Genomic DNA, 26,621 nt, shown 5'->3' on the forward strand with positions numbered 1-26,621 from the left:
TTTCATTCAGGTATAAATTTTTTAAAAGGGCATTCTCTATGTAAAAAACAATGGTTTATGGTTATCTTAGTATCAATAATGCTTTAATAAAGGTTTTCTATTATCTTATACATAAGCTTACACATTTCTCCTCTTGTGATAGGATCCTGCGGCCGCAATAGATAGTTATCTTCCTCTACTGTCAGTACATCTTTACCTATAAAATAAGCTACACTATCTAATGCTAAAAGACTTATTTCATTGAAATCCTCGTAGTCTATCGGTACCATCAATTCTTCCTCATTGATTATCTCTTCTCTAAATCCATCAAATAACATCATAATGGTATCTTCTCTTGTAATAAATTCCTTTGGCTTGATGTTACCCTCTTCATCGGTGGAGAGAATTCCATATTGATGGGCTGTAGCTACATAATCCTTTGCCCAACTGGAAACGTCACTCCAGTCTTTACCAACACTTTTCCCTTTTGTTATTTCTATACCTAGAGCATCTACTACGATTTTCGCCATTTGCTCTTTGGTTACATGGCCGTCAGGTTGAAACTTATCACTGCTAACACCACTTACGATACCCATAGAATACAATTCCTCTATATACTCTTGCTTTGGATGATCTATCAGGTCTTTAAAAATCACTTCGTCGTCACCATTGAGGTCTCCAAAATGGTGATCTTTGGGGGTAGGTACCCATAAATCGTCCTTTGGCAAACCACTACTTGGTAAATACTTGGTGTCAATAGAAGTAATAGGTTGATTGTATTTATCTCTTATTAATTCAAATATCTCTTCTTGGAAAGCCTTTTTCCCTGATGCATTAGGATTATTTCTAGCCACCCATCCATTATATCCCCAGAGAGCAAAGTACCAATGCTCCAGTACGTTAGGATCCATATCTCCTACAATAGGATAAATGCTTCCACTAGCATTCCACCTACCCAGTAAAATATTTGCCCCCGCTTCAATATTATATTTTAAATCATATTTTAGCTTTTCCTGATCTAAATGCCTATGTATTCGGTTGATCTGCATAATTCCCGTATTCCCATTGGATATAAAGGGGGTTCCATTGCTGTCAAATTGATTATACTTACTTTCCTTCCAAGCAATTGCCTTAAGAATCACAGAGGGAATGTTTTTTTCTTTTGCTACCTCCTCAATGACCGTTTCAATTTCTTCATGACTCAAATTTCCATTTGCAAAACTCTGTGTTAATCCCGTCGTTATGAGTAATGTTAAGATTAGAATAAAAGTGATCCCTTTTTTTCTTTTACTCACCTTCACACCTCCAGTTTTTTTTGATTCTTCCACTAGCTTGAAAAACTAGTAGTGGTAGCTAGTCCATCTAGCGTTATACTTATAGTAATCGCATAATTCACTATTATCACATTTTTCTTCTTTAAAGGCAACTTTTGCTAATTTTTTCACAATAAATCTACAAAATCCACAATAAAAAAGAATCCTTTTCATTTAAAGGACCCTTTTTTGCTTTTGCTTCTATTTATACTTTTTCATCAATAAGAATTCCTGCAACCTCAAGCATATAGGCCACCATGTCCAATATTTTCTCTGGCGGTATTTCTCTAATCACTTCATCATTCATAGTATTTATTACCTTTACCATAACAGCATTCATTTTTTCATGCACTGAAATTTCAAACCGTCGATCAAAGGGCTCAAAACTTTTGTTAGCCCTTTCTATTGCCTTTACTACCTGCTCTTCACTAGGTATTCCTGCTTCCTTTGCCGTAGCATCTTGTCTCACTGCTTGCTGGCTTCCTTGCCTTAAAGTGTTGCTTACAGCAAAAGTTGAGTTTAACTGTACTCCCTCTACCTTCATATAGGCTCCCTCCTATAATTTCACAAATGTTTCTATATATTATATCGGATGTCTTAGATGAAGAGTTTAGTAGGGATTTAAAAATTTTTTCTCAGAGTGCTATCGATTAACCATAAAAGTAACCACAATCTCTCTTATAAAGGATTTTATATTTCTGGTAATACGATTCTGTTGAAATTTATTTGACATGCTTCAGTCTAGCAAGGTCATTCCAATTTTTCGATGTGATAATTTCTAGGGATCCTACGCTTCGCCGAAGATCTTCAATTTCTCCTGTTATGGTAAGATGTCTATCTGCATTTTTGCTGTCTAGTTCCATAAGATGATCTTTAATCTTTTCTTGTCCTACTTTAAGATGTTCTACATCTGATTGAAGTGTATTAATCTTATTGTCCATAACATTAATCTTATCGTCCATGCTATTAATCTTATTGTCCATAGCATTAATCTTATTGTCCATGCTATTAATTTTCGCCAGTATTTCCTTCAATAAATTTTCCATGGAAAGCTCCTTTCTACATCCTGTATTTCTTAATTTTCGCACATCACGCTTTAAACTAATCTATGCTATTATTTTACACTATATTGTCTAAAATAAAAATGAATTTTTGTGTTCTTTTTATTAATTCACCATAGTAAAGGTCAAATTCACTAAGGAGACCAATTCCTCACTAGAAATATATTAACAGAAGAATTATCAAAAAAGAAAGAAAAAGACATCTCACAAGTATTTCTACCTGGGAGGTGTCCTTTTTTTGTTAGTGATTTTTAACATTCAACTTTACTTTCTGATTACAATTTGATGTCTATGTTTCCTCCTAATGGATGTGATATTCATTTATTGAACACTAATGGTTTTGAACACAGAAAAAATCTTTCATTATTTAACAGATTTTAGCTCTATTATTTCTGCCCAGTTTTCTGCTGTAGCTCTTACCACTCTTATTAAGTCTTTTTGTACATCTTTTACTCTTGATGATGTATCTTTAACGGCTAATTCTATAACTTCCAATCTATCTGACAATGATTTACCGTCTTTATCTTTATTTCTTCCCAACTGCTCTTGAAAAGAAGATTGAACCTCTGCAAGAATTCGAATTTTTTTGTTCATGTCCTCAAGTATTACAGTATTATTATCTGTTTTATTTTCTACTCTTCCAAGTCTAATGTCTAGATTTTTTATGTCAGTCTTCATTTCATTGATTTCGGTCTTCATTTCATTGATTTCGGTCTTCATTTCACCAATGTCTATCTTCATAGTATTTATGTCGGTTCTAATAGGTTCAAGTTTTTGATCCAACAAATTTTCAATAGCTTTTAACATCTCTATATCCATATCTACACCACCTTTACATACACTTCACGTTACATTAATTATACATTATTTATCTAAATTATCAACAATTAAATATCTTCAGAATCAAATGATAAAGTATCGCAAAAAGACCCTGTGATAGAGTCTTTGCTGGCTGGTTTAGAATTTAACTTTATTTTCCCATTACAACTTGATATCTACATTGGCTCCTAGGTGAGGATTTATCGATTGCTCCATCATTTTTGTACTGTCTTCTAACATTTGCGTTAAATCTGCTGTTTGTATTTTGGCCGTATCCATTGCCATTTTCATGATGGAGATGCTGGCCTGCTGCGCTACCTTCATTTGACTTAGTCCCATTGATAGGGCTGCTATATCCATGGTATCAACTCCTTTCTCTTATGAAACAACGTAAGGTTTTAGTACTTTCTCCATTTCTTCCTTCCATGCTTTGAAGGATGGGAGAACTTCTTTCTCTATTTGGTTTTCTAGGTTACTCTCGCTGCCTTGCTCATAACTATCAACGGCTTTATTCATACTTTCTTTTACCACTACGAACAATGTATCTATGTTGTTTTCTGGTAATTCATCATATATAGGCTGCATTACACTATCAATACTTGCTATACCTTTCATCGCATCTTGTAAAAGAGTCAATGCTTCTTCATATCTCAATTCTACTAGTTGGTTTTGTATGTGAAGGATCCCTTCTTTTATGGTGTCCAATAATGGCAATATTTGCTGTATTACTTCGTAATATTTATTCATTGTTTTAAACTCCTTTTTACAATCATCGCTTATACTTTAACTTTCCACTTCAGTATTTTCCATTAATCAATCAAAAGTCTCAAAGAATTATAGAACATCTCTGTGTTCAAATATAAAGTCTTTATTACAAGTTATATGTTACAGTAATTTTATATCATCGTTACTTGATCCAGCCAAATAAAATTGTAACACTACTCTCCTTATTTTATTATACTTAATCTTTAAATACTAGTATTACAAGTTTAGTATCACTGCAAACTTATTACTAATATCTGAGTACATCCCCTCATAATACTTAACATAATCACCAGATACAATGTTCTCTATCCAGTCAGTATTATTTAAATACCATTCAATAGTCTCTTTTATCCCTTGTTCAAAAGTATAATTTGGTTTCCATCCTAACTGAGTTGTTATTTTAGTATTATCAATGGCATATCTTCTGTCATGGCCTGGACGATCTTTTACATATTTAATTAAATCTTCTGACTTACCAAGAGTTCTAATGATCAATTTTACAATTTCAATATTGGTCTTTTCGTTATTGCCACCGATGTTATAGATTTCTCCATTCTTGCCTTTATGTAAAACTATATCAATAGCAGCACAGTGGTCAGATACATGGAGCCAATCTCTTATCTGCATCCCATCTCCATAGACAGGTAAATCTTTCTTCTTTAAACAGTTATTAATCATAAGAGGTATCAGTTTCTCTGGAAATTGGTATGGACCATAATTATTGCTACAACGTGTAATGTTGACTGGCATATCAAAGGTTTCATGATAAGCTCTCACAATCATATCTGCACTTGCCTTTGAGGCAGAATAAGGACTGTTAGGCATTAACGGCATGGTTTCTACAAACATCCCTGTTTCCCCTAGTGCACCATAGACTTCATCAGTGGATACCTGCAAGAATTTCACCTCTTGCTTATACTCTTTACAATATTTGTCTTCAGGACTAACCTTCCAGTGTTTTTTAGCCACATCAAGTAAAACCTGAGTTCCAATGACATTAGTTGTTAGAAATACTTCTGGTTCTTCAATACTTCTATCTACATGAGACTCCGCTGCAAAATTTAAGACTGCATTAATATCATAAGATGAAAATATTTCTTCCATCTTCTGTCTATCTCTAATATCTGCTTTAATAAAAGTATAGTTTGAATTATGAGATATGTCTTTCAAATTTTCGAGATTCCCTGCATAAGTGAGAGCATCTACATTTATAATTTTATAGTCAGGATGCTTATTCAACATCATTTTTACAAAGTTACTGCCAATAAAACCAGCACCACCCGTAACTAATATAGTTTTCATCCTAAAAACCCTTTCGTTTTTAATCTATCATTTTATTCTTCTAGCAACGATAAAATGTATTGACCATAGTCAGTCATCTTTAAACTTTCCCCAATATTTCTAAACTGATTATCATCAATAAATCCTCTACGCCATGCGATCTCTTCCAGACAGGCTATATAGAATCCTTGTCTTGATTGTACTGCTTCAACATATTCAGCAGCTTTAAGCATCCCTTCCGGTGTTCCTGTATCAAGCCAAGCCATACCTCGGCCAAGCAAAATAACATTAAGATCTCTTTGTTCTAAGTAGACATTGTTGATAGAGGTGATCTCGATTTCCCCACGAGCTGATGGTTTTACATTTTTTGCTATCTCAATGACCTTATTGTCATAGAAATAAAGCCCTGGAACAGCATAGTTTGATTTGGGTTTGCTTGGTTTTTCCTCAATGGAAATCACCTTATTATTTTTATCAAATTCAACAACCCCAAATGAACATGCATCTTTAACAGGGTATCCAAAGATGACTGCACCAGTTTCAAATGTTTTGGCGCGATTAAGAACTTTTGTCAAGTCTTGTCCATAAAAGACATTATCCCCAAGGATTAAACATATTTTATCATCAGCAATGAATTCATCTCCTAATATAAAAGCATCAGCAAGTCCCCTAGGTGTTTCTTGTACCTTATAAGAAAATTTAACGCCGATCTTAGAGCCATCGCCAAGCAATCTTTCATAAACTGGAGTGTCTTCTGGTGTTGAAATAATAAGTATCTCTCGAATACCTGCTAACATAAGAACAGATAATGGATAATAAATCAATGGCTTATCATATATTGGTAAAAGCTGTTTTGATACAACCTGTGTCATGGGGTAAAGCCGGGTTCCTTTTCCTCCTGCTAAAATAATTCCTTTCACTCTATTCACCTCTATCCTTTAATACACTCACAAATCCTATCAACATCCTCTAAGGCCAAATCGGCATAAAGAGGAAGAGTCAACACTCTTTCAGCGATATATTTCGCAATTGGCGTTTCTTCAGGGTTAAATCTTCCTTTATAACATTCAAAGCTACTTGTTAATGGATAAAAATATTTCCGTGCAATAATATTCTGCTCTTTTAACGCTTCATACACTTCATCTCTGGTCAGCTTATATCCATCAAATACAACTGAAAAATACGCATAGTTGCTTTTCACACCCTTTTGTGGTTTCAGTAACTTGATACCTTTAATTTCGCTAAGATTTTCTATGTATCTTTCCACTACAGCTTTTCTTTTCATGATCTCATCATCTATATGGCGAAGATTGCAAAGACCCATAGCAGCTTGGAACTCATTCATTTTGGCATTACCACCAACATACACTACAGATTCTAGTCCCGTAATACCAAAATTCTTGAGGTTATTCAGTGTTTGTCGCAAATCAGGATTTCTAAAGGTTACTGCTCCACCTTCAATGGTATTAAAGACTTTTGTAGCATGAAAGCTGAACATGGAAGCATCACCGAAGTTAGCAACTCCTATCCCATCAAAGGTAACTCCAAATGCGTGAGCAGCATCGTAAATAACTTTAAGGTTATACCGATTTGCTATTCTTTCAATCTCAAATACGTTACATACATTTCCATACACATGAACAGGGAGGATAGCGGAAGTTTTCTCTGTTATCAGATCCTCAAGCTTGTCTGCATCCATGGTATAATCATCAGGATTAATATCACAAAACACTGGTTCTAATCCATTCCTTGCAATGGCATGTGTTGTTGATGCAAAGGTGAAGGGAGTTGTAATCACTTCTCCAGTAAGGTTTAAGGCTGCTATTGCGCACTCCAATGCAAGATGTCCGTTTGTAAACAGTATGACATTAGAAGTGTATAAATACTTAGACAATTCTGTTTCTAATTGTTTATGCTTTACACCCATGTTAGTCAGCCAATGGCTGTCCCATAGGTCTTTAATTTCTTCTATGTACTCCTCTATTTTGGGCATTGAGGAGTATGTTACTTGGATTTTATCCATGATATTACCTCTACTCCTATATATTTTTCTGCAAACTTTTTAAAAGCGAATATTACTTTATGGTTCAACTGGAAATTTACATAGCTCTCTCATTATAAAGCAACTCTTATCTCATAAAACATTTTATTAATAGTTCTAATTCTATTAAATCATTAGTTGAAAATAATATAGTCATATTTCTATTTAAATATGAATCATCTTCCGTTACGCATTTAAGTATTTTGAATTCAAGAGATTCAATGCTTTTTACAGAATCTTGGTTTTCAACTTCAAGCATATATTTGCATTTATTGTTTGATTTTAGAAAACGATCTAAAAATAGATTGTCCTTTATAGATCTCCTTTTCGCTACAAATGGTTTGTTTAGTAAAGTACATAATTTTATTTCATCAAACTCTAAATAATATACTTTTTTTTCTGAAGCTCTATGAATAATACGTTTTTTTTCAACCCTAACAGCTTTCATTGCTACATTTTTAATATCAAAAATAATCTTAAATTTACTTTCAAAGTTACTATCATTAAAGTTACTCTCATACCATTGATATATAATAAATTCTTTGTCCCACAAACTAGCTTTATTGACTGACTCTAAAATATATTTTTTTTCCTCTTCTTTTAGTGTTTCTATTCTCATAGTCTTACCCCTTAACTTTAATAAAAAGCTCCTTGTTTACATATCTATTGACTTCTAGATTGTTCATCATATCATTCTCATGAATTAAGCAAAATATAAAATCTGCATTTGAACCAAAACTTCCTCTTTTTTCTGGATGTAATAAATTAGGTATAAGAATAATATTTTTACCCAAGAAATTATTTAACATCTCTTTGCATATATCGTTATCATAAGTTACTGGTCTTCCTGACAAATTATAAACATAATCCATCACCATTTTTTTGCCCTTAGCTTGAGATTTTATAACTTCTTTGCCTGTAATCAAATTTATATATTCTTCTTGAATATCATAATCAAATAAATAACTAATATAGGTTTTATAATAAATTCCTCCACCAACCCCTATATCCATTTCGATCATATCAACATTTTCTTCACTAACAATAATATCTGCCTTTATAATCACATCTTTAAGCCTTAAATTTTTAATCATTCTATTTACATAATTTTTAATTTGAATAATTTTATCATCTTTATGACTCAAGCGTCCAAGTAAAAAAGATTCATGGAAAGACTGGCGTTTAATCGGAGCAAGTAATTTTAGTTCACTATTTTGAACTATAATAAGCATCCTATACTCTTCCCCCTCTTTTAACTCTTGGATTATATCTTTTTCTGAGAGATTATTATTTTCTATCATTTGATATAACTCTATCAAATTTATCTTACGTACTCCAGCGCTCCCTCTTCCGATAGATGGTTTAATGATGAATTTATTAATTCCTTTTACTAGAGTCTGATTGTTTCTCAGTTCATCAGAGCTAAAAGTTTTTATAGAAGTTAATTGGTATTTTTCATAAAGTTTTTGTTGTTCAAATTTATTCATATCAACTGATAATAATTTAGGTATACTTGTTGGTAGATTGAAAGTACGAGAAACTTCATGTAAAGTCTTAATAGCGACTCCGCCTGCAAAAGATCCTGCGGCTGACACTTCTATAGGTAATCCTTGTAACCACTTAATAGCCTCTTCGTGATTTGAAGTATCTATTTCTTTAAAATAGTCGCATAGCTTAATAGCATTTAAGTCATTTCTCCCCTTTCCAAAAGCAGCTACTGAATAACCTCTTTCTTTTAGAGCCTTAATAAATGGAAGTTGTGTACAGCCCGCTCCAACAGAAACAATTAATTTATCAGTCTTATTTATGGAATTTTTTTGATTTGCTATTTCCAAATTTATCTCTCCTTGTAAATTCAATACCTCTTTTGTGAATATATTACTAGTATCTTCCCTTAAATAAATATCGTTCCTTAAAAAAATCCAAAATTCATTAAATAATAAATTCAAATCGTAATTATAGAAAACAAGCTTTTCAAATGCATCAAGATATTTTTGCATACCCCCAAACCAGAAATATTTTGTAGAGTGAAATGATTCCTCTGATATATTAATCTGTTTCAGCAATCCAAAATCATGAAGAAAAGCTTCAAAAAAATTCATTTCTGCATCTACAAAAAGCTGAGAAGGTCCCCAAAAACGCGGATTTGCCTCTATCATATAATTTTTATTATTCTGTTGTTTAACTTCAACCATTACTAAACCAAAAAAATTAATATTTTTAAACAAACTTTCATATTTCTGAGATTCGCTAGAATTATGAAAGTCTGATGAAATAGCAGCTACCATAGATTTTCCATCTGGCTGTTGTATTAAATTTTCCTGTGAAAGCTTATAGATCATGCCGTTTCTATGAAAATAATATAGTAAATAAAGACTCTTTCCATTCACATATTCTTGATAGTAAAAATCTTCAATGTTATAATTTTCACAGAATAGCTCGAAATCTATTGAATGTTTTATTATTATTGGAGATAATATTTCTCTTTTTGTCGACGAGAAATATTTCTTAGGTTTAGCTACTACTGGCAAAATCATATTTTTACTAAATTTAAACTCTTTAGGAATTAAGATATTATTTTTCGAACAAATTTTCCCAAAGCTATATTTATCAGAAATCTGTTCATATAGTTCTTTTTTAACTAATGGTATTACGCACCCATTTTTCTCAAATAATTCTCTTTTCTCAAGTAAAAACCTATTTAGTGCTTCTGTTGTTGGGGCAATAATATATTCTTCTGCTTGAGTTTGTTCTTTTACCATTTTAATAGAGGATAATAAATCTTCAAGGTTAAGTGATAGCGAACTTCGAATAGCTAATACTTTTTCCTTATAATCCGTTAAGAAGATATCATCCTCTTGCGATTTAGCTATAATGGCATAATCTATATTATTAGCTTTTAACGTTCGTAAAAAAGCAATTACTGCTCTTTGATTGAAACCAGAAAAAACCAAAACACATATTCTGTTTATTATGTTCATTTTCACCCCCCCTTTCTTTGGTGTAAACTATCTTAACATTCTAAAATGTAAATTCCTATCTTTAAAATTGAACTAATAGTACTCTTATAATTTAAAACTTCTTTAAGTATTGATGTTCCTATCTTAATCATTACTTCTCATCTTTAATGTAAATATTATCCACTCTACTTTATTTGATTAGTTCTATTTTTCTTTGTTGGGTTTAATAATAATAGGTATAGAAATATTGATGAAGAACTCCTAATATGGAAATTCACTTTTAAAGATACTACAAACCTGAAAGTTATTTAAATTAAAATTATATAATTGTATGACATACTGCCAAAGTATTTAACAAATTACTTAGATTTTTTCTAATATTCTTTCATAAGCAAAAGGATATTCTTTAGAAATACTCATTAGTAATTCTAAGGCATACCTCTTATTTTTGCTATTCCATAAAGCTGGAAAGCGCCATATAACATAAGAGAATACTCTGTTATTAATCCATTTTTCCATTGTTTCTTCATTTGCTATTTTATTATCCAATACTTTTTTCTTTAATTTTTCAAATTCAATTATAGTTGATTCATCAAATTCTACAGGCATATTAAAACTCAAACTTTTTTTGTGTACACGATAAACGCTTACATGTTCATCAATAAATCCAACATCTCCCATTAGCATAAGCTTTAAATACATAAAGGTATCTTTACTTTTTGTTTTTTCATCTCCAAAGCCTGTAGCTCTTAGCTTTTCTACATCAAAAACCGTTGTAAGTTGACCTGTGATATGTGGCCTTTGGGGTGTTTCATAATTTAAAAAATAATCAATACCATTTGTTATTTTGGAGTTTTTGAAATTTGTAATACTTCCTTTTCCTGATATTTCATTCTTGATCTTGCAATTTGCCCATACAAAAGACAAATTAGGATAATTCATTAATAATTTCACTGCTTTTGAAATATAATCATTTTTTATTAGATAATCGTCATGATTAAAATACATTGCATACTTAGAGTCAATTAAATTGTAAAGCATATTTCGTGTATTGTTGCCCGGTCCAAGATTTATTTTATTACGAATATATTTTATTCTTTTATTATTTCGATATGTTTCCATCATTGTATCTGTACCATCTTGGGAGCAATCATCTATTACAAGAATTTCTAAATTAGGATAATCTTGTTGCAAGCAACTTTCTATAGCTTCTTTTAAATGTTCTTTTTGATTATAAGTTGTAATTCTAATAGTTACTTTTGGATAACTAGATTGCTTAATACTTAACTTGTTCTTTTGTAATTCAATTTCCTCAATTTTATTATACTCATTTAAAATTTCTTCAATTTTCTTTTTTATTTCTCCATCGATTGCATATTCTTTAGCCCTATTATAAAACTCATATGCTTTTACATGATTATCTTGTGATTGATATAAATAGGCAAGGTTACAAAGAAGATCAAAGTTTTCTCTATCTACGTTAAACCCTTCTGTCAAAACCCTCTCCGCCTCATCCATATCTCCCTTCATCATAGCAATCATACCTTTAAAGGAGTATATGTCTATGTCATCATTTACAATATTTTCATATTGGGTTAAAAGTTCTTTTGCTTCATTTAATCTATTATCACTTATTAATAGATTAATGTTTTCTTTGATTTTTTTCTGAAAAGTAATCATGTCATTATTCATTTTAATCTCCGCCAATCCTCATAATATTTTTGATGCTCCACCTGCTAGAAATTACACTTCTCCTGCTTTATGAGCTTAAAATAATTAAGGTTTATTATAAAATTAGCTATTTACTTACATTTTCCATTACAGCAATTTGAGATTTATAAAATAAAGCTTCCAGATCATCTTGTACAATCGTTTCATATTCTTTTAAGATTAATTTTGCATGATCTAATTCTCCATTATTAATAAACTCTTCTATCTTACTCTTTACTTGCTTTGTATATTCTGCAAATTCTTTTACTTCATCAATATTCTTCTTATCATTCTGTGAAACTATATCATCACCTTCTGCACAATTACCAGAAAGTTCTTCAATTATAGCACTGATTTGTTGTTGATGCTGTGCGTTATTTGTGGATAATAGGGCTTGCTGGTAAAGGTTAATTGCCAGTTGAATTTGATTTTTTGTCTCACAAAGGTAAGCAGCATTGCAAAGCAAGTCAAAATCAGTTGGTTCTAATAGTAAGCCTTCTTTTAAGATTTCCTCAGCATCTTCCCAATTTTCTTTAACTATAGCTATCATACTTCTTAAGGCATAAATAGAAATATCATCCTTTGCAATATCTGCATATTCGTCTAAAAGCTTTGCAGCATTTTCTAATCTTCCATTGCCAATCAGTGAATTAATTTGTTCTTTAACTTTATTTCGATAATGTTCAAACTCAGAGGTTTTATCAGCCTTTTTCTTCTCATCCTGCATCATCAATTCAATACCTTTTTTTTGCATAGGATAAACTTTTAATGCTTTCCTTAGATATCGAATATAATTTGCCTGCTCGGTATCTTTAAACTCATAAGCTTTAAGCATAAGTAAGAAAAAGACATCCTCGTCGGTTTTGACTCTATTAATACTTTCCTGCTGGATTATATCTCTATGATAAGTTTCTTCTAAGTCATAGACACCATAATGTATATATCTTTTAAAAACACCTAGATACTCCTTATCTTCCATTTCTCCATAAGACAAAAGTGCTCCGCAAACTATTTTTTCTATCTTAGATGTTTCCTGACTCATATATAAAAAGTGTTTCTTCATTGATTGAAGAATTATATCAAAAAATTCACTTTTGTAGGTGTTTGCTAAGTAATTAAGAAAAGAATATCTTTTTGTTTCTCTCAGATTGTATAGTATATCTATAATAGGTATGCCCTTCTTCATCATAAAGTAAATCATATCACTATAATATGGCGGCAGGTCATCATAATGAAAGGTCTTTATTTTTTCCAAAGTATAGCATTCTATTTCCATTTCATCTCTAATAGCTAATAATCTAATAGAATTTAGAAAACCATAACTGTCATCTAATTTCGAAAATAGCTGTATCAAAGAAAATTTTTCTTCTTCTTTCAAGGATTGAATTTTCAGTTCAACCATATCGTAGAAACTCTCTTTTAGAATTTTATCTCCTTTACATCTTTCATGATAGAAGTCTAACAATTTTTGATGATTTCCAGTTTTTAAGTATGCGGCAATGATTGATTCTAAAGCAAGTTTTAAAACATGATTTGATTGTATCATTTTTCCATATTCAATAGCCTGTTTATAATTTTCTTTTGCAGTCAATAACTTTGAAAGTTCATAGTATACTCCTTCATGGGAATCTAAAGTAAACACAATAGAGGTTGGATCTTTGTATTTATTAAAATCTTTCCTAATTTCCAAATATTTTTCATAATTTTTTATGGCATCATCTATCTTCGTTAGGTTTTGCTGAGCATAAGCCAAAAACCAATAAAGATCTAAATTTTTATTACTTATGACAATAGCTTCTTGGCAAATTTCTTCTAATTTTTTATATTTTTTTGCAACATAATAACAATGGGCAATTTGAATATATATATACATTCGTTCATTCATATTGTATTTTTTTTCTTTAGCAATCTCATATGCCTTTAAAGCTGCCTCTAAAGATTCCTTATGCTTATTATACATACCGTAGGATTGTGAAAGTTGAAACCATGTGTAACTGTTGTCAGGTTCCCTTTCAAGTTCCTTTTCCAGCAAAGCTATATTCCGAACAAATTTTCTCTTCATTAATTCCTTATCGGTAGAAATATATCCAAAATGAAGAAGTATAACATCTAGAAAGTAAATTGGATGTCTAATAATTGGTTGTTCATGAATACTACCTGTATATAGAAATTTTTTATTTTTAAATAGTCTGCATACGTGCACCACAGTGTTATATTCTCTTTTATCCGATGTAAAATTTTTAATAGATACTAAAGCTGTATTATAGCGTTTGTCAAAGTTATGCTTAAAAAATTGTATGATATCTTTTGCATCCTCAACAATCTCATCTCCATCAATGACAAAGAGCCACTCTCCCTTTGCATAACCAATAGTGATATTTCTCATCTCTGCAAAATTATCCTTCCATAAATGAAAATAAACCTTCTTTGTGTATCTTTTGGCAATTTCCATGGTATTATCCTGAGATCCTGTATCCACAATAATCAACTCTGAAGAGATCGCCTCCCGAATAGGGTCCAAACTCTTCAAGCATTTCTCTAAATATTTAGATTCGTTCTTCACCATCATAACGATGCTTAACTTCATTGATTATCCTCCTTATAAATTATCTGCTGATTAAAGAAGCTGTTTGCATAAGAAAATTCTTTTCTCATCTAAACAAATTCTTTATGTTCTAGAGTAAAGTTATCCTGAAGTTAGAAAAAAGGAGAGCAGTTACACTACTCCCCTTTCCATACTAATATATTTATCTTAATAATTGAAGCACGTTTTGTGGAGCTTGGTTAGCTTGAGCCAACATTGCTGTAGCAGCCTGTTGTAGAATATTCGTTCTAGTGAAGTTCATCATTTCCTTCGCCATATCGGTGTCTCTGATTCGAGATTCAGAAGCTTGTAGGTTTTCAGCAGATACGTCTAGGTTATTAATGGTATGCTCTAATCTGTTTTGAATAGAACCAAGTTTCCCTCTTTCAGCAGATACTTTTTCTAATGCATTATTAACTGTAGTGATAACTGCACTAATGCTAGCACCTGTAGAAGTAGCATCTGCTACGATAGTTCCAACAGAAGCTGCTGTAACTCCTAAGCTTGCAGCACTCATGTTAGCAATTCCAAATTCGATTTTCTGATCTTGGTTAGCACCTACTTGCAAATACACTGCATTTGTAGCAGATAAGCCTCCACCTAAAAGATTCTTTTTGTTAAACTCTGTTTTGTCTGTAATAGCTGTAATTTCTTCAGATAATTGATTTAATTCATCAGCAATCTTTGATCTATCTTCAGGTTCATAAGTGTCATTAGAAGCTTGTACAGCTAATTCTCTCATTCTTTGAAGCATTGCATGAGTTTCTGTTAAAGCACCTTCAGCTGTTTGAATCATTGAAATACCGTCTTGAGCATTTCTAGAAGCTTGATTTAAACCTCTGATTTGTCCTCTCATTTTTTCAGAGATTGCCAAACCTGCAGCATCATCAGCAGCTCTGTTGATTCTTAAACCAGAAGATAATTTTTCTACAGCTTTTGATTGATCTCCACCAGTTAGTTTTAAAGATCTGTGGGAATTGATTGCTAACATATTGTTGTTAATTACCATATTACTCATTATAAATCTCCTCCTTGAATTTTATTGTTTTTTCTGGCATCCTTGCCATAAACTGATTTTACATTAAATGATTCTAAAATCTTCCTTCTCCTTGGCCAAGGTTTATTGGTAAGATTTATTGTTATGCTTACTATATATATCGGAATATTTAAAGGCTACTTTAGAGTAAAAAGTAAAAAAATTTATTTTTCTTCTTTTTTTGTCAAAATATCTTTGATGCACGCAAAATTTGTCTTTTGTTGGCTGGCAGCTTTATTTTCCTCTTGGATCTCTATGTACACTTCTTTTCTAAAAATCTCTATATTTTTAGGGGCAGATATCCCTATTTTGACACGATCCTCCTCGATGCTGAGGATTTTTATTTCTATATCCTTACCTAACATAATGCTTTCTTCTTGCTTTCTTGCCAGTACCAGCATTTTACTTTGCCCCCTCTAAAGTTTTTTCATTTTGAGGAGTATTTAGTTCTTCTAATATATAATGTTTTGTATGATATCTTTCATCTTCTATTACAATTTGTTTTGCTTTATAGTTTTTGCTATTGATAATAAGAGGCGCCCGTAGGTTTGCTGTCATTTTGCTGATATCCTCTGGTACAACCACAATGGCAAATAGGTTGACATCTTCAACCGCTTCAATTCCTAGTTTTTCTACTACGCTTTGAGAAATTTCAAAATCATAATCAGGTCTGAAAATAAACGGATTTACTATTACAAAGGTTAAATTTTCATCCTCCACTGATTGCAGCCAATGGAAGGGGATCTCTTCATCTGGATTTTTAAGGATAATGAATTTTGTTCGTTCTTCAAAAGCAGGGATACCGTCGGGAAAGTCCAATATTTTTTCTTCTTCTATTTCTATTTCTCCAAAATTTCTTGTCTTTAATAGCATGCCCTTATCGCTCCTTTGATTTAAGATTTAATCTTATTATCTCATTAACCGCCATAAAGGTCTACTTTTTTTCCTACATAATCTATTTGGATATAGTTTTTTTGTTTGAGGTAGACCTTGACATCTCTTGTGTTGTAATGGATGTTGACAGGATTGGGAGGCACATGGGTTTTTATATCTCCCTTCTGGTAGCGAATATGGGTTTCTCCCTTTTGAAATCTCATCTCTGGTCTGGATTTTGGTATCATATCAAATGCAAATTGCTTCTCTTGAGCCTTCATCTTATTTTTGGCCAATCTGCCTATGACAACTCCGTTCTGGATATCTGCCATCGCATTGCCTTCATCTGCAATTTTTGCGATGGCTCTTAGGGCATTTTGTCTCCCCTTTGCCGCAAATTGTCTAGAGAGTTCTTGGTTACTTTTTAATCCCGCTTCGGAAAAGCACTGACTTTGATCAATAAGCAAGACAGGGTCTTCTTGCTGTATATAAATCTCAGGATATAATGTCTGTATTTGAAGAAAATGATGGTTTTGAGAAATATACAAATCTCCAATTCCCTGTTGAATGCCTATTTGGGCATCCTGCGTTTGAATACGTAAATTCATGTTGCTTCACCCCATTTAAAATAGATAAAGGATTGGACCTTTTAAGGCTTTACCTTAAAAAGTCCAATAATGTTGGCTGCATAATCCTCGCTCCAATGGATAGTGCAGAGCGATAAATAGCTTCTTCTCTTATTATGTCCGTGTAGACCTGTGCCATGTCTGCATCCTCAAGCTGAGATAATAACTTTTTAAAGTTTATGGTCTCATCGGCCACACGATTACTGACCATGTCCATACGATTCACCTTTGCACCTATTTCTGAGTTTACCTCTAATATTTTTTGATGGAAGGCATCGATTTGACCTAGAAGTTCGTTGATTTCCTCATTGTTTCCTCTTAATAATTCATCTTCTAGCTTATCAAATAGTTGGATTAGTCCTGCTTTTTGACCTGCAACAACCGTTTTCTTTTCTGCATCTCCAGCTACTCTTAATTGGTCAACTGCATCATTATCAATACCTAAGGTTCCTCCAAATATCTCTTTATTATAAAGGACTCCTGAATTTTCAGGGGCGATCACTCTTAATCCAGCACCATCAGCTTCGAATGTAAATCCAGCAATTTTCGAGCCCTTTTCTTGAGCTATTGCTTCAAAAGCATCTACCAGCATTTGAGAATCAAAAGTTCCATCAACAACCACTGTTGCTCCATCTTTTGTAACATTTGTGATTTCACTTGAAGCTCCAGCTTCAATTTTTAAAGTAACCCCCATAAAGGTAAAGGTAGTGTCTGGCGTAAACGTAATGTCTCCCGTCTCCCACACAGCCGCTACTTGCCTTGTATCCACCGCTGTAGCATCGGTAGGGGTAGCTTTGATTCTTAGAACACCGTCAATAACTTGTGTACCATCCCACTCATTGGCTTCATACTTTTCAAAGGAATAGCCTTTTAATGGAGAACCGTATACTTCTGCCATTTCCTTTAGTCCATTGATCATAGCTTCCATCTGTTCTTCTACATTACCAGGGGGGCCTACTGTAACAGTCGCTTCGGTTCCGTCTTGGTTTATGGTTACTCCTTCAGGAGATCCTATCACTAAAGTAACTGTTACTGGTGGCGTACCATCCTCCATCTGCAAAGTTATAGTATCGCCACTATTCAAAGGAAATTCTTCACTATAAACCACTGGCTTCTCATAAGCCTCAAACAATTGAAATCCCAAAGTGTTTACACCAATATTCTCAAAGTTTGCTACTTGAATATTTTTCTTGTCATCAACATAGGCAGGATTTACATAATCTGTTAAATTTACAAGATAATTGCCCTCCTTGTCAAATAGGGGCTGGTCTATCTTTTTACCAGAAAAGATATAGCTGTTGCCATAGGAGCTATTTCCAAAGCTAATAATTTGCGCCTTTAGTTCCTTTATTTCTTCCTGAATTTTTGTAGTTTCTTCAACCGTCAGGGGTCCATTGGCCGCTTGTACCATTAGTTCTCTTACACGAACAAGGGCATCATTTGTTTGTTTTGCTGCCAGTTCTGTGGTTTCTAGCCAAGATATAGCATCATTTACATTTTTACCATATTGCGTCAATTGACTTATATCTGATTTCACTCTTAAACTTCTAGCAACAGCTGCAGGATCATCGGAAGGCCGATTGATTCTTTTTGTTGTTAAGCCTTGAGTTTGCAGTTTATCCAAGCGTAGCATATTGTTATTTAAGTTTCGCATAACTTTGTTAATCATCATATTATTTGTAATTCGCATATCATATCAACTCCCTATCTTCCTACTATACCTAATTTATTAATAATAACATCCAGCATCTCATCAAAGGTAGTAACCATTCTAGCAGAAGCGTTATAGGCATGTTGAAATCTTATCATATTGGTCAATTCTTCTTCGGTGGATACTCCTGATATCCTTTGTCTCTCTGTGTCCACCATTTCAGTTAATAAGAACTGATTGACGGCATTTCTTTGGGCTTCTAGGGAATCTACTCCAAGGTTAGCGATCAAGGCTGTCATAAAGTCCTCTGCCTTTCCCTCTTTGAACATACTTCCATTATTTCTAAGCTCAGCAAGCTTTAAGGCATTGGAGCCATCGCCTGGAAGTAAATCCAATTCACTAGCGGCTGCAATCTTGTTCAAATCCTCTAAATCTAAAGCAACAGCGATATTTTTGGCATTGATTTTAGGACTTGTATCCTTTAGTGCCTCTTCAGTGGAGACACCATTAGCTGTGAAAAACATAATCCCCGTGGTTTCATTTAAACCAAAACCACTGCTGTGAAGTTTGTTTACCTCTTCAGCCAATACCTGTGCAAAGTGATTCAGTCTTTCTATGTAATAAGGTACTCCTTTAGTAGCACCTCCTTGACCATCCCTTAGGTCCAATAGCCCTTTTAATTCTCCTTTTAGAGCAGAGGTGTTCAAGATTGTGCCATCTGCCCATCTCACTACATTAATTTCTAAGTCGACGCCCATTTCATCGAAAAACTCACTCTTTTCTTTGGTGCCGGCATCCAATTTTTTCACTCTATCATGGTGAACCAAAGGATTACCATTAATTTGTATAGCCATTTTATTGTTGCCGTTTCCATCCGAGACTTCCAGCACTTCTATGTTGACCAATTTTGAAAGTTCATCTATCAAAAGATTTCTTCGATCCCTTAAATCATTAGCCGTGCTTCCCCCTATCTCATAACGAGAAATCTGTTCATTTAACTGGGCAATTTGTTCGGCATAGCCATTGATGGAATTCACAGCATCTACCACATCATTGTTTAAGCCCCGTACTAAGTTCTCCATCTGACTATACATGCTATTGATACTACTGGTAAAAGCACTGGCATTTTCCCGCACTAGTCTTCTAGTTGCAAGACTATTTGCATTTTCTGGTTTGCTAAGCTGTTGAAAAGAATCGAAGAATTCTTTAATAATTGTGTTTATACCAGTCTCAGAGGGTTCATTCATAATAGCTTCTAAGAAATATAAACCATCACTTTTGGCCTCCCAATAGCCTAGAGAATTGACTTCTCCTCTGTATCGGTAATCTAAAAATTCATTCCTTAACTGTTGTATAGCAACAGTATCTACTCCTGTACCAAGCATTCCCTGCCGGCCAGATAAAGGCATTGGCGTACTTTGAGTCTGTATTAATCTTTGTCTTGTATAGCCGGCTGTATTTACGTTAGCAAGATTGTGCCCCGTGATATCTAGTGCTCTTTGGGATGCAAAGAGTCCAGATGTAGCTGTATTAAATCCTAGAAATGTTGAGCGCATGATTCATACCACCTTCTTCTGTATTAGGTATCCCTTTTCTCAAACCTTCATATCCAATAGGCTGGAGATCGATTTTCTCTTTCCTGTATCCTTCTCTCCATAATTGTTACCTGTTTCTGGTGATGAGGTTATTATTTCTATGTTAAAATCGATGAACTCCAAGTTTTGTTGAATTAACTTCTCATTTAATTGGTTTACTTCTGTTAGCTTCTTAATAGTCTCTAACAACTGATTCCTTATGGTGTCAATTTCATTAATCTCCTGGTCTCCTAAATGCAACAATAGCTCGGATATGCCAGCGGGTTCAGGAATCTCCATTTCCTCTGCAATATTTGTGAAAATAGATCGTCGAATCTTTTCAAAGGTTGCCATTGTTCGAATATACTGCTGTTCTTTTTGAATGACCTCTTCCAATTCCACCAATTTTCCCATCTTTATAATTATTGTTTTTTCTTTAGCCATTTCTACAATATCCTTATACATCTTTAGCTCCTGATGTAGGGTTTCTTTTAACTGTTGAATGGATTTTATCATATTATCACCACCTGCTATATTTATCCTTAGGCTGTTAAATTTTCTCATCCATCAGAATGCTTTCAATTAATTTATCTGTGATTTCTTTTCCTGATACATTATAACTATTTGTTTGGATCTTTTCTTTTAAATCCTCTACTTTTTCTTTCCTTACTTCTGGTAGATTTTTAAAGGCCTTTACTGCCACTTGAAATTCCTTTGCTTTTCCTGATATATCTAGTTGATCCCCGGAGGATGTTACTTCTCCTGTTTTCTCTGTAGACTTTACAGATTTATTGTATAATTTCATGACCTGTGAAATATTAGGATTGTTGAAAATCTTCATAAAAACACCTCTAACTTTCCGATTGTTTTCTTAATAGTATTATCGGTAAGGCAGAGGTATTTCTTTACATCAATTATTTTTTTTTCTTTCTGCTATAAACATTTTATGAGTTCTATTGGTCTTTCTTGGTTTTTCCCTTTCTTTTTCTTTAGTATTCGGTTGCAGTACTTTACTAAATTCCTTTTGCAATTTAACAGTGCAAGATTCACAAAATCTCCCTGAACGAATGGCTGTGCCGCATCTTTCACAGTCCAAAAGTATATTGTCTTCTTCTCTGATTTCAATTCTATTTTCTCTTAAAAACTTTAAAATCTGTTTTTCACTTACTTCAGTAGCCTCAGAGACCTCCACAATTGTAGCTCCTGAATGATCATACAAATAGTTTTTTACTTTTTTAAAATCCTCTTCCTCACTTTCATTGCTACATCTAGAGCAAAAATTGGAACCAGTATAGGCAAAAGTTCTCCCACATTTTTCACAATTTCTTAATTCCATATGCACTCCTCCTCATGCCGCCTTCAGCGGAAATCATAGTTTAAAATTTAAAATGTAAAAATCAAAAGACCAATCTCTTTGATTTCCAGATATCATTTTTCATTTTGCATCCCTCTAAACTCCTCTGGCAAAAGTCAATACTGTAATGGACTTTGCTCCCTCCCCCATCAACACCCTGCTGCAGGCATCTGCAGTAGCCCCTGTAGTAAATATGTCATCTACTAATAAAATATCTCTTCCATCAACGGCTTGCTTATCTTTTACTTGAAAAGCATTTTTTAAATTTTCTCTCCGCTGTTTTCTTGACAGATTGTGCATCACCTTGGTATTCTTCACTCGGATTAAATTGCCCTTTTTATACTCTATATCCAAATTCCTACTAATATATTTGGCTAATAAATGAGCTTGGTTATAACCCCGTTTCCTTTCCCTTTCAGGATACAGGGGTACTGCTATCAACATATCTCCCTCTATGCCTTTCTTTTTTATGACAGCCGCCATCATATAGGCCATATTCCTTGCTAAATAAGTAGCATCATAATATTTGAAGCGAAATATTAAATCTTTAATCATTCCCTTATACTCTACTACAGCAACTCTCCTATGAAAGGAATTCTCTGTTCCCTCACAGTCCTCATAGATTTCTATGTCCTCCTGATCTACCAAGGGCCTGGAAAGCTTCTTACAACTGTTTTCAGTAACAAAAGAAATCTCCTTCATACATCTACAACAAATGCCAAGTTCAGTTTTTCCCTTTAAATAGCTATTACATAGAATACAAGTCATATTAGGAGGGTAAATTAAGTCTAACAATGCTTCACTATACGCTCTAAACAAACCATTTGTTTTTCTCATAGGACCATCCTCCTTGGGGAAAATGAGACTTAATTCATAAGTAGACAACCGAAAGTTTGATTTGCAACTTTCGTGTTGGTCACTTAGTTTGTTTATCTAGAGGAAGTTTTAGCACTATACTGAAGGACAAGTTATTTTTCTATGATTCTATTCTTTTTTTATACCTTTTTTTATAATAAACATTACCTTGTATTTCCTTTTCAAGCGATGGGTTTCGTTTAATCTCTTCTTGATAATTTACTAAAAAAGTATCTAGCAACTGACTCGTTTCAATAACCTCTGGATCCGTTAAATCCCCTTGTTTCTCCTCTATTAGCTGGCATAGCTTTTTTCTAGTGGCTTCAATCTTTTCCTTTAGCTTAATTAATTCTCCCATGTCTCTTCTCTCAATAGCCTCCCTATTTTTTTTCCTACTGCTGGTTAAAATGAAATTCATAAAACTTATTTAATCGGTAGCTTAAACCTGAATAACGTTGAACAATTTTATCATTATCCACCATCATCCTTAAATAGCTTTCCGCTCCTACTAGTACTACCAGATTTTTTGCTCTAGTAATGGCTGTGTACAGTAAATTTCTTGTCAATAACATTGGTGGTCCCCAAGCAATAGGCATTACCACTACAGGAAACTCACTTCCCTGGCTTTTATGAATGGTAATACAGTATGCCAACTCTAGTTCATCCAATTGAGAGAAGCTATAGTTTACTAGCCTATAGTCATCAAACAGTACTTTTAACTCTTGATCTCCTTCATCAATGGAGTGAATATAACCGATATCTCCATTAAAAATACCCTCCCCCTTCTCCTCTTGGGAATCCGGATCCTGGCTTTCCCATTTTAAAGTATAATTATTTTTTATCTGCATCACCTTATCCCCTACCCGAAAGATCTTTTCCTTTAATGCCTTCTCTTTTTTCCACTTAATAGGAGGATTTAAAGCTTGCTGCAGTTCTTTATTGAAGTTAATGGTGCCGATTTCTCCCTTTTTCATTGGAGTTAGCACCTGTATATCCTTTACGCTATCAAATTGATAATGGTTTGGAAGTCTTTCCTTTACCAATTGAATTACGGTTTTTGTAATATTCCCTCTTTGGTTTTTAGTAATAAAGTAAAAATCCTTTTCCTTCATATTTAAGAGGGGATACTCTCCATGATTAATCTTGTGGGCGTTGACAATGATCATACTCTCCTCTGCCTGCCGAAAGATCTCATTGAGCCTTACTACCTTAACAATTCTACTATCTATAATATCCTTCAATACATTTCCCGCTCCCACCGAAGGCAGCTGATCCGCATCTCCAACTAAAATAAGTCTAGTCCCTAGGGATACAGCCTTCATTAAACTATGCATCAGAAGAATGTCCACCATGGAAACCTCATCGATAATAATGACATCGCTGTCTAGGGGGTTTTCCTCGTTTCTCTGGAACATCATACTATCTTCCTCTTCCGCAAAACCCAGCTCCAGCATCCGATGAATGGTTCTGGCTTCTTTGCCGGTGGCCTCCGTCATCCTTTTTGAGGCTCGTCCCGTCGGTGCACCTAAGACAATCTTCATTTCCAGCTTTTCAAAGATTTTAATTAGCGTATTGATGGTGGTGGTTTTGCCAGTGCCAGGGCCTCCAGTAATTACTAAAATCCCATTTTCTACCGCCTGCTTTACAGCTTCTTTTTGATTGATAGCTAGGGAAATGCCTTCCTGCTGTTGCAGTTGCTGTAATTCTTCCTCAAGGTCTATTTCTAGAGGGTCCATCTTCACTCGTGAAAGCTCAATCAGCTTTTTACACACATTGGTTTCTGCATAGTAGTAGGCCATAGAATAAACAGCGGTTTCTTCCCCTTGCCTTTCTATCTGGATTTTCTGGTCTAATGCTAAGTTTTGTACTGCCTCCTGTACCATTTCCACCTCTACCTTTAAAAGCTCAGCCGTTCTTTCTATCAACATCTGGCTAGGAGCATAGGTGTGTCCCTCAAGGTGAAAGGTATTGAGCATGTACTTTGTGCCTGCATAAATTCTGTATTTGGAGTTAGCTGCGATCCCCATGGTTTTGGCAATCCTATCAGCGGTAATAAATCCAATACCCATAATGTCTTCTGCCAAACGGTAAGGATTTTCCTGTATGGTAGAAATCGTATTTTCTCCATAAATTTTATAAATCTTTACAGCATAATTAGGAGTTATACCGTATTGAGATAGAAAAAGAATGATCTCTCTCAGTTCCCTCTGTTCTTGAAAGGCCTCTGTAATAGCTTCCGCCTTTGACTCCCCAATGCCAGATACTTCTGTTAACCTATGGGGCTGACTCTGGATAATCTCCATAGCTTCCTCCCCAAAATGATCTACAATTCTTTTGGCCATCTTTTTGCCTATACCGGGAAGAATACCGGAGGATAAGTAATAAATTATGCCTTCTTCAGTGGTAGGCAAAATAGGTCTATACTCCTGTACCTCCAGCTGATGTCCATACACAGGATGAATCATCCATTTCCCCTTTACCAATAGATGGTCCCCCTCCTTTAGAGCCGGTAAGTATCCCACCATGGTAATTTCCTCCTCAGGTGATTCTAGTATCGCTACAGTATAACCATTGGATTCATTTTGAAATATGATTTCTATCAGTCTACCTTCAACCTCTAGCACCTTGGTATCCTCCTAATAATCAGTTGCACTTCCATGTCATAATTTTCTTTAATCCTTCATATATATCTATGTCTCAAGAGGAAACCTCTTATTATAAATTGTTAAAAAAATATTATTTTTATTATATCATATAGTAAAAAAACTGTAAGTAATAATTATACAAATGCGACAAAATTACCAGTTATTACCGTTTTGAATAATTATGCCCCCATAATTTTATCTGTTCACTGAAAAAAAGACAAAAACTTAGACTATTTAAAAGCCTTTAGTTCGAGGTGCAATAAAACCCGTGAACCACAGTGTATACAGTAAAGGATTCAGGGGAGCAAAGCTCCCCTGAATCCTACACTAACTCTAACTCTTCTTCTTCAGTTCTTATAATTTTTGCCCCATGAATTTCTCCGAGTTCCTCTTCTCCTACAATGAAAACATTGTCATTAAGAATGGTCTCCATAGCAGCTTTTACTTCTGCCGCCGTTATATCTTCACGAGCATTGACAATCGTTAGCTTTGCTGTTTTATCATCTGTCTTTTTAAAGGTCATTTCCAATACTCTATTCAAGCTTCTTCATCTCCTTTAAAAATATTCTAGGATTCCTCCTACTCTTCTACTAATTCCTTCTCATCAATCCTAGTGATGGTTTTTGCTTCCTTCTCTTGAAGCCCTATGATGGTTGCCGCCACATTATATACGGCTTGATCATCAGCTTGGGGCTTTAAATTACTATAGCTTCTTGAGGAAAGCTTTTCTTTTCCCTCTTGATCTCTGCTTTCAACAAATTGAAGTCGAATTCTTGAGGTTTCTCCCATTGCTTGCACTGGCATCTCTTCATCTCCTATCTTTTTCTACTTTAGCCTTTAACATCCTGTAGCTGCAGTCTACATTCAATAAATGTTTTAGAGATGAAAAAGTTAGTATACTTTTCTTAAATATTTTCCTAATTTTTTTAAAGCTACTGCCTTTGTCTTTGCTACAGAAACAGGATGAATCCCTTTGTGGGCAGCAATTTCCTTTAGAGATTGATACTGAAAATAATATCGAATCACTATATCCCTCTGACAGTTGGATAATTGCTCCATGGCATTCTGCAGGAATCGCTTTTCCTGATTTTCGATACAGATTTTCTCTATATCACAAGTGTTATCCTGCAATATATCCAACAACGTCCCAGTCTCTGCAGCTCCTACCGAAGCGTCTAGAGAATAATACTGTTTATTTTTACGTCTTTTATTATGATAATAATGACGGATTCTAGTGGAAACATAGGCTAGAAAAGGAATCTTTCTAGATGGGTCAAAATCCCTTAAGGCTTCAAGAATTTCCAATACACCTTCTTGATACATATCCTCCTCCCTTCCTTGTCTTGCTCCATACCTTTTACTGTAGGACAATATAAGGGGTTTCAGTTGATTGACCAAATCCACCACTGCCTCCTCTTCTCCCTTTAATGCCTTGTTCACCATTTTTTCAGATAATACATTCAATTTTCAACTTCCTTTAAAGGACACATCCTT

Annotated in this window: 28 protein-coding genes; all 28 read right to left on the bottom strand. The window is 33.9% G+C overall.

Annotated elements, in window-relative coordinates:
- Window positions 1-83 precede the first annotated feature (83 nt).
- A complete protein-coding gene (locus CHB72_RS12595) occupies window positions 84-1,274 on the bottom strand; it encodes an S-layer homology domain-containing protein (RefSeq protein ID WP_176431352.1) in 1,191 nt (396 codons plus the stop codon).
- Window positions 1,275-1,497: 223 nt separating this feature from the next.
- A complete protein-coding gene (locus CHB72_RS12600) occupies window positions 1,498-1,836 on the bottom strand; it encodes a flagellar protein FlaG (RefSeq protein WP_089283238.1) in 339 nt (112 codons plus the stop codon).
- Window positions 1,837-2,014: 178 nt separating this feature from the next.
- A complete protein-coding gene (locus CHB72_RS12605; protein ID WP_089283239.1) occupies window positions 2,015-2,338 on the bottom strand; it encodes a coiled-coil domain-containing protein in 324 nt (107 codons plus the stop codon).
- Window positions 2,339-2,716: 378 nt separating this feature from the next.
- Window positions 2,717-3,172 carry a hypothetical protein gene (locus tag CHB72_RS12610; protein WP_089283240.1) on the bottom strand — a complete coding sequence of 152 codons (456 nt, stop codon included), beginning with the start codon at window positions 3,170-3,172 and terminating at the stop codon, window positions 2,717-2,719.
- A 162-nt stretch (window positions 3,173-3,334) separates the two neighbouring features.
- Window positions 3,335-3,532 (bottom strand): YjfB family protein, encoded by a 198-nt coding sequence (locus CHB72_RS12615; protein ID WP_089283241.1) that lies wholly within the window; start codon window positions 3,530-3,532, stop codon window positions 3,335-3,337.
- An 18-nt stretch (window positions 3,533-3,550) separates the two neighbouring features.
- Window positions 3,551-3,919 (bottom strand): hypothetical protein, encoded by a 369-nt coding sequence (locus CHB72_RS12620; protein ID WP_089283242.1) that lies wholly within the window; start codon window positions 3,917-3,919, stop codon window positions 3,551-3,553.
- Window positions 3,920-4,153: 234 nt separating this feature from the next.
- On the bottom strand, window positions 4,154-5,239 hold the full coding sequence (gene rfbB, locus CHB72_RS12625; protein ID WP_089283243.1) for a dTDP-glucose 4,6-dehydratase: 1,086 nt from the start codon (window positions 5,237-5,239) through the stop codon (window positions 4,154-4,156).
- Window positions 5,240-5,271: 32 nt separating this feature from the next.
- Window positions 5,272-6,138, bottom strand: coding sequence for a glucose-1-phosphate thymidylyltransferase RfbA (rfbA, locus tag CHB72_RS12630; RefSeq protein WP_089283244.1), 867 nt, complete (start codon window positions 6,136-6,138; stop codon window positions 5,272-5,274).
- Window positions 6,139-6,149: 11 nt separating this feature from the next.
- A complete protein-coding gene (locus CHB72_RS12635; protein ID WP_089283245.1) occupies window positions 6,150-7,241 on the bottom strand; it encodes a DegT/DnrJ/EryC1/StrS family aminotransferase in 1,092 nt (363 codons plus the stop codon).
- 106 nt (window positions 7,242-7,347) lie between these two features.
- Window positions 7,348-7,878, bottom strand: coding sequence for a hypothetical protein (locus CHB72_RS12640; RefSeq protein WP_089283246.1), 531 nt, complete (start codon window positions 7,876-7,878; stop codon window positions 7,348-7,350).
- Between the two features lie 4 nt (window positions 7,879-7,882).
- A complete protein-coding gene (locus tag CHB72_RS12645) occupies window positions 7,883-10,240 on the bottom strand; it encodes an ATP-grasp domain-containing protein (RefSeq protein ID WP_089283247.1) in 2,358 nt (785 codons plus the stop codon).
- Window positions 10,241-10,582: 342 nt separating this feature from the next.
- Window positions 10,583-11,911 (bottom strand): glycosyltransferase, encoded by a 1,329-nt coding sequence (locus CHB72_RS12650; RefSeq protein ID WP_089283248.1) that lies wholly within the window; start codon window positions 11,909-11,911, stop codon window positions 10,583-10,585.
- A 106-nt stretch (window positions 11,912-12,017) separates the two neighbouring features.
- A complete protein-coding gene (locus tag CHB72_RS12655) occupies window positions 12,018-14,516 on the bottom strand; it encodes a glycosyltransferase (protein WP_089283249.1) in 2,499 nt (832 codons plus the stop codon).
- Between the two features lie 160 nt (window positions 14,517-14,676).
- Window positions 14,677-15,531 carry a flagellin N-terminal helical domain-containing protein gene (locus tag CHB72_RS12660; RefSeq protein ID WP_330397041.1) on the bottom strand — a complete coding sequence of 285 codons (855 nt, stop codon included), beginning with the start codon at window positions 15,529-15,531 and terminating at the stop codon, window positions 14,677-14,679.
- Window positions 15,532-15,713: 182 nt separating this feature from the next.
- A complete protein-coding gene (csrA, locus tag CHB72_RS12665) occupies window positions 15,714-15,950 on the bottom strand; it encodes a carbon storage regulator CsrA (protein ID WP_089283250.1) in 237 nt (78 codons plus the stop codon).
- A 1-nt stretch (window position 15,951) separates the two neighbouring features.
- The gene (gene fliW, locus CHB72_RS12670) at window positions 15,952-16,422 is read right to left on the bottom strand and encodes a flagellar assembly protein FliW (RefSeq protein ID WP_089283251.1); all 471 of its coding nucleotides are present in this window, start codon (window positions 16,420-16,422) and stop codon (window positions 15,952-15,954) included.
- A gap of 44 nt (window positions 16,423-16,466) precedes the next feature.
- A complete protein-coding gene (locus CHB72_RS12675) occupies window positions 16,467-17,030 on the bottom strand; it encodes a DUF6470 family protein (RefSeq protein WP_089283252.1) in 564 nt (187 codons plus the stop codon).
- A gap of 49 nt (window positions 17,031-17,079) precedes the next feature.
- Window positions 17,080-18,738 (bottom strand): flagellar hook-associated protein FlgL, encoded by a 1,659-nt coding sequence (gene flgL, locus CHB72_RS12680; RefSeq protein WP_089283253.1) that lies wholly within the window; start codon window positions 18,736-18,738, stop codon window positions 17,080-17,082.
- A gap of 14 nt (window positions 18,739-18,752) precedes the next feature.
- Window positions 18,753-20,255 (bottom strand): flagellar hook-associated protein FlgK, encoded by a 1,503-nt coding sequence (gene flgK, locus CHB72_RS12685; RefSeq protein WP_089283254.1) that lies wholly within the window; start codon window positions 20,253-20,255, stop codon window positions 18,753-18,755.
- Window positions 20,256-20,294: 39 nt separating this feature from the next.
- Window positions 20,295-20,789: a flagellar protein FlgN gene (locus CHB72_RS12690; protein ID WP_089283255.1), complete on the bottom strand. Its 495-nt coding sequence runs from the start codon at window positions 20,787-20,789 to the stop codon at window positions 20,295-20,297.
- A gap of 34 nt (window positions 20,790-20,823) precedes the next feature.
- Entirely contained in the window at window positions 20,824-21,114 is a 291-nt protein-coding gene (gene flgM / locus CHB72_RS12695) for a flagellar biosynthesis anti-sigma factor FlgM (protein WP_089283256.1), read from the bottom strand.
- Window positions 21,115-21,183: 69 nt separating this feature from the next.
- Window positions 21,184-21,609 carry a TIGR03826 family flagellar region protein gene (locus tag CHB72_RS12700; protein WP_089283257.1) on the bottom strand — a complete coding sequence of 142 codons (426 nt, stop codon included), beginning with the start codon at window positions 21,607-21,609 and terminating at the stop codon, window positions 21,184-21,186.
- 114 nt (window positions 21,610-21,723) lie between these two features.
- Complete coding sequence (locus tag CHB72_RS12705; protein WP_089283258.1) at window positions 21,724-22,464, bottom strand: ComF family protein; 741 nt, start codon at window positions 22,462-22,464, stop codon at window positions 21,724-21,726.
- Window positions 22,465-22,603: 139 nt separating this feature from the next.
- Window positions 22,604-22,840 (bottom strand): aspartyl-phosphate phosphatase Spo0E family protein, encoded by a 237-nt coding sequence (locus CHB72_RS12710; RefSeq protein WP_141131403.1) that lies wholly within the window; start codon window positions 22,838-22,840, stop codon window positions 22,604-22,606.
- A gap of 34 nt (window positions 22,841-22,874) precedes the next feature.
- Complete coding sequence (recD2, locus tag CHB72_RS12715; RefSeq protein ID WP_089283260.1) at window positions 22,875-25,106, bottom strand: SF1B family DNA helicase RecD2; 2,232 nt, start codon at window positions 25,104-25,106, stop codon at window positions 22,875-22,877.
- Window positions 25,107-25,449: 343 nt separating this feature from the next.
- Window positions 25,450-25,668 carry a DUF2922 domain-containing protein gene (locus CHB72_RS12720; protein ID WP_089283261.1) on the bottom strand — a complete coding sequence of 73 codons (219 nt, stop codon included), beginning with the start codon at window positions 25,666-25,668 and terminating at the stop codon, window positions 25,450-25,452.
- Between the two features lie 38 nt (window positions 25,669-25,706).
- Window positions 25,707-25,931 (bottom strand): DUF1659 domain-containing protein, encoded by a 225-nt coding sequence (locus CHB72_RS12725; RefSeq protein ID WP_089283262.1) that lies wholly within the window; start codon window positions 25,929-25,931, stop codon window positions 25,707-25,709.
- Window positions 25,932-26,018: 87 nt separating this feature from the next.
- Complete coding sequence (locus tag CHB72_RS12730) at window positions 26,019-26,591, bottom strand: sigma-70 family RNA polymerase sigma factor (RefSeq protein WP_089283263.1); 573 nt, start codon at window positions 26,589-26,591, stop codon at window positions 26,019-26,021.
- Window positions 26,592-26,621 lie beyond the last annotated feature (30 nt).

The sequence above is a fragment of the Anaerovirgula multivorans genome (assembly GCF_900188145.1).
GTDB classification, from domain to species: domain Bacteria; phylum Bacillota; class Clostridia; order Peptostreptococcales; family Natronincolaceae; genus Anaerovirgula; species Anaerovirgula multivorans.

Coding starts and splice junctions, on each gene's coding strand:
- CHB72_RS12600 (WP_089283238.1), bottom strand. CDS start 1,836: ATGAAGGTAGAGGGAGTACAGTTAAACTCAACTTTTGCTGTAAGCAAC.
- CHB72_RS12605 (WP_089283239.1), bottom strand. CDS start 2,338: ATGGAAAATTTATTGAAGGAAATACTGGCGAAAATTAATAGCATGGAC.
- CHB72_RS12610 (WP_089283240.1), bottom strand. CDS start 3,172: ATGGATATAGAGATGTTAAAAGCTATTGAAAATTTGTTGGATCAAAAA.
- CHB72_RS12615 (WP_089283241.1), bottom strand. CDS start 3,532: ATGGATATAGCAGCCCTATCAATGGGACTAAGTCAAATGAAGGTAGCG.
- CHB72_RS12620 (WP_089283242.1), bottom strand. CDS start 3,919: ATGAATAAATATTACGAAGTAATACAGCAAATATTGCCATTATTGGAC.
- rfbB (WP_089283243.1), bottom strand. CDS start 5,239: ATGAAAACTATATTAGTTACGGGTGGTGCTGGTTTTATTGGCAGTAAC.
- CHB72_RS12635 (WP_089283245.1), bottom strand. CDS start 7,241: ATGGATAAAATCCAAGTAACATACTCCTCAATGCCCAAAATAGAGGAG.
- CHB72_RS12640 (WP_089283246.1), bottom strand. CDS start 7,878: ATGAGAATAGAAACACTAAAAGAAGAGGAAAAAAAATATATTTTAGAG.
- CHB72_RS12645 (WP_089283247.1), bottom strand. CDS start 10,240: ATGAACATAATAAACAGAATATGTGTTTTGGTTTTTTCTGGTTTCAAT.
- CHB72_RS12650 (WP_089283248.1), bottom strand. CDS start 11,911: ATGAATAATGACATGATTACTTTTCAGAAAAAAATCAAAGAAAACATT.
- CHB72_RS12655 (WP_089283249.1), bottom strand. CDS start 14,516: ATGAAGTTAAGCATCGTTATGATGGTGAAGAACGAATCTAAATATTTA.
- CHB72_RS12660 (WP_330397041.1), bottom strand. CDS start 15,531: ATGAGTAATATGGTAATTAACAACAATATGTTAGCAATCAATTCCCAC.
- csrA (WP_089283250.1), bottom strand. CDS start 15,950: ATGCTGGTACTGGCAAGAAAGCAAGAAGAAAGCATTATGTTAGGTAAG.
- fliW (WP_089283251.1), bottom strand. CDS start 16,422: ATGCTATTAAAGACAAGAAATTTTGGAGAAATAGAAATAGAAGAAGAA.
- CHB72_RS12675 (WP_089283252.1), bottom strand. CDS start 17,030: ATGAATTTACGTATTCAAACGCAGGATGCCCAAATAGGCATTCAACAG.
- flgL (WP_089283253.1), bottom strand. CDS start 18,738: ATGCGAATTACAAATAATATGATGATTAACAAAGTTATGCGAAACTTA.
- flgK (WP_089283254.1), bottom strand. CDS start 20,255: ATGCGCTCAACATTTCTAGGATTTAATACAGCTACATCTGGACTCTTT.
- CHB72_RS12690 (WP_089283255.1), bottom strand. CDS start 20,789: ATGATAAAATCCATTCAACAGTTAAAAGAAACCCTACATCAGGAGCTA.
- flgM (WP_089283256.1), bottom strand. CDS start 21,114: ATGAAGATTTTCAACAATCCTAATATTTCACAGGTCATGAAATTATAC.
- CHB72_RS12700 (WP_089283257.1), bottom strand. CDS start 21,609: ATGGAATTAAGAAATTGTGAAAAATGTGGGAGAACTTTTGCCTATACT.
- CHB72_RS12705 (WP_089283258.1), bottom strand. CDS start 22,464: ATGAGAAAAACAAATGGTTTGTTTAGAGCGTATAGTGAAGCATTGTTA.
- CHB72_RS12710 (WP_141131403.1), bottom strand. CDS start 22,840: ATGGGAGAATTAATTAAGCTAAAGGAAAAGATTGAAGCCACTAGAAAA.
- CHB72_RS12725 (WP_089283262.1), bottom strand. CDS start 25,931: ATGCCAGTGCAAGCAATGGGAGAAACCTCAAGAATTCGACTTCAATTT.